General features: G+C 54.1%; 10 protein-coding genes and 1 pseudogene. All 11 read right to left on the reverse strand.

Going from position 1 to position 9,548, the window contains the following annotated elements:
* Window positions 1-2 precede the first annotated feature (2 nt).
* A complete protein-coding gene (locus H4Q31_RS01450) occupies window positions 3-629 on the reverse strand; it encodes an HK97 family phage prohead protease (RefSeq protein WP_245347265.1) in 627 nt (208 codons plus the stop codon).
* A complete protein-coding gene (locus tag H4Q31_RS01455; RefSeq protein WP_185177291.1) occupies window positions 601-1,836 on the reverse strand; it encodes a phage portal protein in 1,236 nt (411 codons plus the stop codon). Before H4Q31_RS01455 ends, H4Q31_RS01450 begins: the two co-directional genes overlap by 29 nt.
* 13 nt (window positions 1,837-1,849) lie before the next feature.
* Window positions 1,850-3,541 carry a terminase large subunit gene (locus tag H4Q31_RS01460; RefSeq protein ID WP_185177292.1) on the reverse strand — a complete coding sequence of 564 codons (1,692 nt, stop codon included), beginning with the start codon at window positions 3,539-3,541 and terminating at the stop codon, window positions 1,850-1,852.
* Window positions 3,538-3,897 (reverse strand): hypothetical protein, encoded by a 360-nt coding sequence (locus tag H4Q31_RS01465; RefSeq protein ID WP_185177293.1) that lies wholly within the window; start codon window positions 3,895-3,897, stop codon window positions 3,538-3,540. Before H4Q31_RS01465 ends, H4Q31_RS01460 begins: the two co-directional genes overlap by 4 nt.
* A 141-nt stretch (window positions 3,898-4,038) precedes the next feature.
* Window positions 4,039-4,401, reverse strand: a complete 363-nt coding sequence (locus H4Q31_RS01470; RefSeq protein ID WP_185177294.1) for a hypothetical protein — start codon at window positions 4,399-4,401, stop codon at window positions 4,039-4,041.
* Window positions 4,402-4,405: 4 nt separating this feature from the next.
* The gene (locus tag H4Q31_RS01475) at window positions 4,406-4,693 is read right to left on the reverse strand and encodes an HNH endonuclease family protein (RefSeq protein ID WP_185177295.1); all 288 of its coding nucleotides are present in this window, start codon (window positions 4,691-4,693) and stop codon (window positions 4,406-4,408) included.
* Between the two features lie 1,253 nt (window positions 4,694-5,946).
* A complete protein-coding gene (locus H4Q31_RS01480; protein ID WP_185177296.1) occupies window positions 5,947-6,174 on the reverse strand; it encodes a hypothetical protein in 228 nt (75 codons plus the stop codon).
* Between the two features lie 65 nt (window positions 6,175-6,239).
* Window positions 6,240-6,392 (reverse strand): annotated as a pseudogene (locus H4Q31_RS01485) (LuxR C-terminal-related transcriptional regulator); the annotation flags it as partial.
* Window positions 6,393-6,680: 288 nt separating this feature from the next.
* On the reverse strand, window positions 6,681-7,799 hold the full coding sequence (locus tag H4Q31_RS01490) for a Ger(x)C family spore germination protein (RefSeq protein WP_185177298.1): 1,119 nt from the start codon (window positions 7,797-7,799) through the stop codon (window positions 6,681-6,683).
* Window positions 7,796-8,887: a GerAB/ArcD/ProY family transporter gene (locus tag H4Q31_RS01495; RefSeq protein ID WP_185177299.1), complete on the reverse strand. Its 1,092-nt coding sequence runs from the start codon at window positions 8,885-8,887 to the stop codon at window positions 7,796-7,798. Before H4Q31_RS01495 ends, H4Q31_RS01490 begins: the two co-directional genes overlap by 4 nt.
* Window positions 8,888-8,898: 11 nt before the next feature.
* The coding region (locus H4Q31_RS01500) for a spore germination protein (protein ID WP_185177300.1) at window positions 8,899-9,548 on the reverse strand (650 nt) is incomplete at its 5' end.

The raw sequence follows: 9,548 nt of genomic DNA on the forward strand, positions 1-9,548 counted from the left end.
CTTTAGAGATAGGTTTTCAAAATCAACTTCCGCCGCCGTTCAGCCGCTGCCGCGACTTCTTTCTCCTTCTCGATCTCCATCTCGAAGGCCGAACGTGCAGAAATGGAAGTGGTATCGTAAGCGGGAATGTCCACCGCCGACACGTCGTACAGTTTCTTGATGCGCAGGATGGTCCGCGTCCGAGTTTCGGAATCATACGACGTTTCCAGCGTCGTATAGGCGTAGCTCATCCGATCGATGTAGCCGCCCTTGATTTCCTCGTAGAGCTTCCGCCCTTCCTCAGTACCGTCGAGCCGAGCACGAATAAAAAGACCCTTGGAGTCAACTTTGAGCTCCAGGGTCTTATTGCGCGTGCGGGCCATTACCTTGCCGCCGTGGTTGTAGTTGAAAATGACGTCGGACATATCTGCGTCACGCAGGGCACCGGGGTCAACTTTTTCCTTGTACTGGATATTGTCGTATTCCCACAGGACCGTTACCTCGTTGAAGCGAACGGCATAGCCCTCGACGTACAGCGCCTCTTCCTCCGTGCCTTCGCCAGCTGCGGCCGCGCGAATTTCGAATTCAAACTCCCGGAATTCGCGGTCCTTCCACCGCGCATTAGGAGTCTCCGTCATCGTCTCCGGCATCTTCTTCTTCACCTCCCTTCGCGGGCATTTTCGTCCCGGCATTCACCTCGGCAGTATCAAGCCGGCGAATCGGTTTGTCCCCGCCTTCGATCGGCGCCATGTTCAGCGCCGCCCGCCATTCGTTCGGTGTCATTGCGCCGCGGTCGACCATCTGCATCAGATTCAGCTTCGTGGTCATGCTGGCGTACTGCAGGCGGTTCGACTCATAGATGATTTCGTTCCCATGCCCCCGCTCGCGATCCGTGAACAATTTGGCCGTCAGCTCGAGCGACAGTTGAATTGCGATCGGTTCAATGACGGATTCATAGAAGGCGTTCCATTCGTCTTCGGAATAGTTGGACTTGATGATCTTCTCGTTGACCCCGAAGTAGGAATAAACCTTGTCCTTGATCTGCGCCATCTGCTTGTCGTCGACCATCTTCGGGTCGCTGTTCAGCGGTACATAATCGGCCTTCGAGTCCGTAGCCGCAACGCCGCCATTATTGGCAATGTCGAGATAATCCTTGACGAACATATCTCGCTGCGCCTTCATGTCATCCGGCTTAAGCATGGTCGTGAATTTCAGAAGTCCCCGCAGGAACGCTGAAGTTTTGACCGCATTCGAAATGCCCTGGTCGGTCGTGCTGATCAGGTCGAGCGTTGGCGTCAGCGCCTTGTCCGATGTCTCGCCGAACAGGTCGTTCCTGTAGAAGAAACGGCGGAGATGAACAAGCTGTGAATATGGCAGCACGACCGATTGTCCGCCGAAGAAACGGAATCTAACGCGCGGGTCGTTGCTGCCATTCGGCGGCTCCAGGAACTCTGCCACAGACGCCGGAACGGGATAAAATGCCCTGACGGACCCGATCTCGTCCCAGTCGATGAAGATGAACGAATTGTTCTGCATGTACAGCAACGTAACGACCTTGTACGTGAAGTCGAATGCACTCATGTACGGATTCGGCCGCGTGGCAAGAAGGGTTTCGATGTTCGATTTCGCTTCCTGTAATCCGTCCGACCGATTCCGAATGTGCTTCGCCCTCAACTTCGCCGCGTTGCGTGCGATCGCATCGACGGAAGCGCGCACCACGTCGCTGTCGTATGCTTCGCCGGAGAAGGGGCTGAACGTTGGGTTGAAGCCGTTCAGCATCCGAAGGAGCGTCTGCTGCTGCTGCGTGGACTCCTTGCGTCCGCCGAAGATCATCTGGAACATGGACCTTTTCTGCAATCTCTCACCCCCTTCAAATGAGTGCCTGATAGTCATCCAAATGGTTAAACAGCACCGTATAGGCGATAAGCAAAGAGACAGCGCCATCGATGCGCCGTCTCTGGTTCTGCCCTTTGATCGGGCGAATATTGTCGTTCTTGTCCCGCTCAACCACGGTGTTCGTAAGGCACCATTTCAGGATCGGGTTGCTGTTGTAGTTAATCAGCTTGGCCGCCAAATCCGCGCCCATCTCCTTCATTGGTTGGCTGAGCGTCTGCGCTCCCTGCCGAATGACCTCCATCTCGAAGCCGCTATTCGCCATCTCGTCCACCCAATACTTCGAGTTCCATGGGTCATAACCGCACCAGACTGGCCTAATTCCGTACTCGTTAACCATCTGGATGTACCAGGCGGTCACATCGCTGTAATTGACCTTGTTGCCCTCGCAGAGCGTCAGCAGGCCGCGTTCGGCCCACAGGTCGTATGGTATCTTGTCTTCTTGGACGCGCTGCTCAAGCAATTCGGCGGGAAGGAAATACTGCTGCAGCACGTACTTCTTCGTACTGCCAGGTTTCATCAGCAGAAGCGTCGCGCAGCTCAGGTCAGTCGTGGCCGACAAGTCCGCGCCACCGACCGCATAGCAATCTCGGATTTCTTCCATATCGAAGGTTTCCGGGTTGTCGACCGCTTCGAACGACAGCCACGCGTCCGCCGAAGTCTCCCGGACGTTGAAGTCCTTCGTCAGCAGATTCTTGACCAGCATCGGATTGGCTTTCGCCTTGTTGACCTTCGTCCGCAGCTGGTCGACGCTCTTGATCGTGCCGAGTCCCGGGTTAGCTTTCGGCCAGTTCTTAGCGTCCGTCCATTCGAGCCGGTTGTCGAGCTCGTAAACAATCGGGAGGAAGTGGTCATCCTTGTAGCCGTCCGGATCGTCTAGGCCATTCAGAAGCATCTCGGCTTCGTCGTACTTCTGGTCGTAGACCGATTCGCGGACGGTGCCGGCCGTCGTGATCATCACGATAAGCGGTTGCTCGCGGGAACTGGTGCCGTCGACGATAACGTCGTACAGATTCTTGTCCTTCCAGGCATGAATCTCGTCCATCATCGCGCCGTGGACGTTCAGACCGTCCAGCGTTTCCGAATCGGAGCCGACCGGCTTGAAGCTGCTATCATTCCACTCGCTAACGAGTTCAGAGACGAGCGGCTTAATTCGGCGGCGGAGCGACGGCGACTTCTTGACCATTCGCTTCGCTTCGAGCCAGACGAGCTTCGCCTGATCCTTCTTGGTCGCCACGGCGTAAACTTCCGCGCCGGGCTCGTTGTCGGCGATTTGAAGGTACAATCCGATGCCGGAGGCGATTGTCGACTTCCCGTTTTTACGAGCCACAACCAGCAGCACCTCGCGATATTTCCGGGTGCCGTCTATGGCATGGACGAAGCCGAAAGTGGCGGCGAGGAACGCCTGCTGCCAGAGCTCAAGGTCGATCGGCCGACCGCCCCACTTGCCCTTCGAGTGCTTGCAGAAGTTCTCAATGAATTCGATCGCATGGTTCGCGCGCTTCGGGTCATAGATGTATTCAGACTTCTGGTCGTAGACGTCAGCAGCTAGCTTCCGGTATATCCGGCGTACTTTGTTGCCGACAGTGACGGTGCCGTTCTCGATCTGCGCCCAATAATCGAGGATCGGGTTATAGGCGAGCGGATAGTTCTTCCGAAGGGCACTCATCGGTTATTCACGAATTCGTCGAATCCATCATCCTTCTGCCCGCCGCCGTCATCGTCCGGTTTCGGCAGCAGATCGGTGAGCTGCTTCATGATCGACATGTGATTTTTGATCATGGAGTTGTAGATTTCGACCTCGGGCGACTTCTTCGTGCCCCACTGGTTGGCACCGTTCTGATACTTGCTCACAGCGCCATCCGTGTTGATCTTCGCCTGCAAGTCTTCCAGCGTAACGACCATGAAAGCGGCGTTGTCGATGAGAGATTCCGCGATCTTCTTCGTTCTCGCATCAAGCTTCGAGAATTGCCGCTTAATCTTCGATTTTGCCGCCGCTATCCGCTTCGATTTTTCATCATCCAACGCCGCTCCCTCCTTTCAAAAATGACCACACCCCCTCACGCGCGCGGCCTGCGTGTTCTTTGAAGGGGCCTGCACCGGTCCCCAAGATGCTTTAGCCCGATAAAGAATGGGGGGGTGGCACTTTCGTAGACTAAAGCACCTCTAGTCCTTTCGGATTCCGAGGTCTGCTTCAATACTGTCGCAAACGCGCAACATTCGGTTGGCGATGTCGGCTTCAATCAGCTTCACCTCACCGAAAGACTTCCACAACTCCGAAAGATATTTCAACTTCAACTCGGTCACAGTTTCGCTTGGTTTAATAACTGAACTACCACCATTCGGCGGGTTATTCATGCTCTCTCTTCTCTTTTTGATCTTGTCCGTGATGAGCGCCTTTACCTCTTCGTTCGTAGCTTCACGTTTAGGATAGATAGCGCCAGAACATTCACTACACCTGCACCCGTCCATGTCTTTACTGACTTCACTCGAGCCACATTCAAAGCATTCGTAAACGAGATACTTCATGACTTCACCTCTCCACTAGATTCCCTTGCTCATCGAACATCAGACCATCAGCAACCGTTCCGCTGCCGTGGTGTTCTTTGTTGTGACAGTCTTGGCACAGCAGTTCGAGTAGCGCATGATTCAGCGAGACGTTCGGATCGTTGATGTTCTGTGGCGTGAGCCATACCTTGTGGTGAACGATCTTGCCTGGTCCACCGCATCTCTCGCATAGACCGTGCCGCAAAATAAAATAAGCGTCACGACAAAGTCGCCACGCCTTCGATTTGTAGAACGCCTTGGCCAAATCTTTCACTTGCCAATCACTTCCACGTTATGGTATTATCAATGGCATGGAAGGGTGGCCGAGCGGTTTAAGGCGCGTAGCTGATAACTACGTAGACTCGAAAGGGTCTCAGGGGTTCGAATCCCCTTCCTTAATTCCTTCAATATCCGGAAGCACCGGTCAGAAAGAGTCGTATGCGGAAGAATCGCTGCGGCTCTTTTTCGTTGTTCCAGATAGAATCAAAAATCATCACCTTGCAACGAATGTTGCGAGGTATATTTCTTTAAATGTTTCTTTAATACTTTCTTTAGGCACCCTCGCTCTATAGTAGGAAAAATTTCAACCGTCCTCGTTTTAGCGGACAGTACCGTCCTCTAATTAGCGGACAGTGCGTACCTAAATTAGCGGACAGTTGCGAGGGGCAAAAATAGCACGTTCGAAACGCCGCAAAGCCTTGATCTTATGCGGCTTTCACTCTCAAACCGTCCCTATTTTAGCGGACACCCGAAAACTGTACCTAAATTAGCGGACAGTTGGAGCGTGGCCGAGGGCTCGAACCTCGACTTTGGTTTGCCACCCGGGAGTAGCCGAAGCTGGAGCCCAGGAACTTGTTATCCCGTGTTTGCCGCTGACACTACCACGCATGATGATAGGTGCGACCATTTTTGACGCTGGCCGCGTGCGCTGCCGATCCGAACCTTAACGCCTGGCATCGACGCCCAAGAAGGGGATCCCCGTTCCGCGGCTTTGCCCCGCTGCGGAATGTTGTATGGGAATGATTGGGGAGGAACGGAGTAAACGAAATGAGAGCCCTATAAGCAGGCTCTCCGGAACAAGAATGATTAAGAGCGCCGGACCCAACGGCGCTCAGGGTCAAGGAATCGAGTGGTGTTTCACCGCAAAGAAAAAAGCCACCGCATAAGCGAATGGCTTCTCGAGCGCCGGCGGGCCGCTTCCGGCAGCGCATATGGTTGGGGCGTTCACGCCCTCGCGGTGTCCTCTGTTCGATTTCTCGATGATACAAATATATCACGTTCAAAGTCCAACATCTTGCACGGTACTCATTTCGTTTTCTCTTATTTGCCATTCGAGTTAAAAATTATCTAACCGTTCAAGGCGTAGCCGCTCATTCAGCAGGCTTTTGTACTGTATCAGACGCGGGAATCTGTAGCAACTCCCTCGGCGGCTTGTGCGGCGGCGCAACTGGTCGAAGCGCAGCGCGCTGTACTCGTTCGCCTTGCGCGTGTAGAATCGGATGCGATCAACGCTCGTTTTCATACTACTCACACCTCCGATGACATAGGTGAGATGCAGCTCTGGACCGCTTCGGATACACCGTCCAATCGAGAGATTCGAACTTCATTAACCCAATACTCCGGCTTGTTCGGATAACCGCTGATCTCGATGGTGCATAGATCAGTGTGAATCACATCGCCGGTGACTTCGAATGTTATCCCGTTGCTCGTAAGGTGTTGCTTCAATCGTTCGTTAACCATTTCCCACGTTCTCATTCATACGTTCCTCCCTGTAAAAAATGAGTTGCATCAAGGCTTTTCTATTTGTGTGATTCAAAGTATATTACATTGGATATATGGTTGCGAACGGTCTTCTCGCTGATGAACAATTGCTGGGCGATGTCGCGGGTCGTCTTGTCCTGCACAAGCAATTCGAAAACTTCGCGTTCCCGATTGGTCAGAAGGAATTTGCTTTTGTGATCGCTGCCTTTCAACGTGTGTCACCCCTCCTTGCCCGGGAATGGAATGATTACAAGGTTTAGGGATACTATTGATTTAGAATATGAAATCCCTAGAACACTGGTGCGATAACCCGGTAATTTTGGGCGTACAGCCTCACTCGGATCCGCGCGCCGCAGGTTGGAACCCGGGCGAACCGGCATCTTCGTCTCGCTTGGCTGCTTCCGGGACTCACGATAATATATGCACCGCCGGCGCTCCCGGGGAACTGGGCCAAGGCCCTTTTTGAAGCCGGAACCCGAATAATGGGCATAACCGCCCGATTATTGGATCGAGCCGTAGCTCCGAATGTCGGCATTCACCTGAACTTCGATTCGAGCCTTGGAGAATGCCTCATCCCAGTCCAGATTCCTCCAATCCCGATAGGACATCGTATCGCGGACGCGCTGCCCGATTCCGATGGCGTCCGAATGGAGCTCTTGCATTCGCCGAATCGTCTCCTCGCATTTCTGCCGGAAATAACCGGCGATCTCCCCTTCCAGCTTTTTCTGCTCCTTGGGATGCTCCAATTGAAGCCCTCCCCGATATTCCAGCAGGGAGCCGCGGAGCTTGATCTGTATTCGCACGCGAAGCCCTTGGCCGTCCTCCATTGGACCCGCGCGTTCGATCCGGATCTTGCGGCGGCTCGTGAAGTAGTGGAGCGAGGCGTATTGGCTGGAGTACCCATCGTCTGGAAAGTCGATAAATACTTCGCCTGTTTGCACTTTGCCGCGAAGAACACCGAAGTAGACTTTGTCTGCCGCCTCGATCTTCCCCACATACCGGTCCCCGCGGAACAGACCGATGCCGCCGACTCGGATGCTGTTCGGCGTCTGCTGCAGGATGGACATGACGGGCTCGATCCCGTCGTCATAATAGTCTCGCGCGAAGATATGCATATTCGTATCCGGAATGTCCGTCGTTCGAGTCTCGGTCCGAACCAAATGATCAATATAATCCCCTGCAGTGTTGTCCTGCGTGAATTTGGCAGCTAACAACCGCTCCGGGTCGCTCTCGACGATGAGCAGATGAATCCGCATGCCGACGCCCGGATCCCGCAGCAGCGAATTCACTTCGCTCCAGACGCCTCGGCGGGCGATATCGGTCGTGAACAGCACTTGCCTCAATTGCCCGGACACGAGCCTCCGGTCGTTCTGGCGATCGAAGATCAAGCGCGCCTGCTTCCCCGTCTTCGCCACGGTCGAATACTGAATCGTATCCTTCTGATTCGTCTTCGGAATGCTTACCGTGACTCTCAGATTGCCGCTCTCCGAGTTCTCACCCTCATCCTTGGTCGTATCGTAAGCAATGGTCCGAATAAAACCGATCTTCTCAATAATTCGCTCGTCACGGCATCCGCTTAGCAGGAGAACCGACAACAATGCCGCTGCCCATCTTCTCATGCCCCCTTGCCCGCTCCCTTCCTTCTGGCGATATATGCAATCGGAATCAACGCGGCCGGCATGGCGAACGCGAGTCCTATCTCGATGAATTTGGCGTTGCGGATCAACAGCTCGGATTGAATCAGCGTCGTCACGGCATATCCGCTTAAGAACATCGCGATAACGATCGCTCCTTCGAGCCACTTGCCCTTGGCGCGTGAGAAGACTTCCCGCAGCGCGGTCAGAGCGGCGAAGCCGAAGAGCACGGATGAGATGAGATTCGGATAGATAAAGAAGGTAAACACCAGATTTTCCGGCCGATTCAGGAAAGGAAGCTCTAAATATTCAAGCGTGGAGATGAGCGGGAATTGCAATTCTTGGACCTCTTCGAAGCTGAAGAAGCCAAAGGCGAGCAGCACGGAGTTGGTGTACAGCAGGGTAATGACCCAGTGTCCGAGGAACACGCCTTTGAACAGCTTGCTCTTCTTGTCCGTGTACGGAAATAGGAACAAGCAGAACTCGTAGCCCGCAAAGATCACGTAGGATTCCGCGAGGCCGTGCAGCGACAAGCCGTGCTCCGCGCCTTGAAATAGGTAAGGCGTCAGCCGATGGACGCTCCATTCCGTCGCGAAATAGGGCACTAAGGCATTGACCCAGATAAACATGAAAAAGAAGACCGTCGTCGCTTTGACGATAGCGTACAAGCCTTTGGTCAGCAAGGCAAAGACCATGCCGCAATACAACAGGTAGATCGCCATTGGATTGGTCGAATACAAGGCGAACATTTGAGAGATCAATATAAAATTCTTGCCGGTCAGGCCGCCAATATAGATCCAGAAGCCTGCGAGCGCGAGATAGACGGGATAGAGCAGCGGCTTCGGTATAACGGCGTGCATCAGCCGGTATACCGATTGGCCGCCTCCTATTCGATACAACCACAGGTACAGCAATAGGTTCATTGAAGCTATGGCAGACAGCGGAATCAACGCCGCCCAGGCGTTCGTGCCGATGTTCTCGGCCAGCACGCGGGACTGGCTGAACACGGTCGTGTCCAGCTCGAACATGTGGACGAGAAGGGCGATATGGAACCAATTCAGCTTCTCCTTCATCGCAGCCACCTTTATTTGCGCATTTTGCTCTTCACGGAATTGGGGGTGCGAGTAATGGTCGGGCGTCCTACAAGCGTCCAGAAGGGAGCGCGAACGAACGTATCCAGCGCATCTTTGGCATTCGCGGGCGCCACCGGCGTGAGATAAGAAGCTCCTAGATTCGTAATGCCCGATAGCTGGATAACGACCATACCGATGCCCATGAACAATCCCAAGTTGCCCATTACCCCGGCGAGGATGATCAGGCCGAATCGAATCAGCCGCAGCGACGCGCTCATCACGTAGCTCGGAATGACGAATGAAGCAATCGCTGAAGTAGCGACGGAGATAATGAGGATATTACTCGTAAATCCGGCCTGAACGGCGGCTTGGCCGATAACGATCCCTCCTACGATGCCGATCGTCTGTCCGATCTTGGTCGGCAGGCGAGCCCCGGCTTCCCGCAGCAGCTCGATCGTCGTCTCCATTAATAGCGCTTCATAGAGCGGCGGGAACGGAACCCTGCTGCGCGACTCGACCAGATTGAGCAGCATCGTGTGCGGAATTAATTCATAGTGGAAGGTGGTAACGGATACGTAGAATGCAGTGAAGCCAATCGTGACGATGAAGCCGATCAGCCGCAGCAAGCGCAAGCCGGTTCCAATTAGGGCTTGCTGAATAA

It is taken from the genome of Cohnella lubricantis (assembly GCF_014212015.1).
In the GTDB taxonomy this organism is placed as follows: Bacteria; Bacillota; Bacilli; order Paenibacillales; family Paenibacillaceae; genus Cohnella; species Cohnella lubricantis.

Coding starts and splice junctions, on each gene's coding strand:
- H4Q31_RS01450 (WP_245347265.1), bottom strand. CDS start 629: ATGCCGGAGACGATGACGGAGACTCCTAATGCGCGGTGGAAGGACCGC.
- H4Q31_RS01460 (WP_185177292.1), bottom strand. CDS start 3,541: ATGAGTGCCCTTCGGAAGAACTATCCGCTCGCCTATAACCCGATCCTC.
- H4Q31_RS01480 (WP_185177296.1), bottom strand. CDS start 6,174: ATGAGAACGTGGGAAATGGTTAACGAACGATTGAAGCAACACCTTACG.
- H4Q31_RS01470 (WP_185177294.1), bottom strand. CDS start 4,401: ATGAAGTATCTCGTTTACGAATGCTTTGAATGTGGCTCGAGTGAAGTC.
- H4Q31_RS01495 (WP_185177299.1), bottom strand. CDS start 8,887: ATGAAGGAGAAGCTGAATTGGTTCCATATCGCCCTTCTCGTCCACATG.
- H4Q31_RS01490 (WP_185177298.1), bottom strand. CDS start 7,799: ATGAGAAGATGGGCAGCGGCATTGTTGTCGGTTCTCCTGCTAAGCGGA.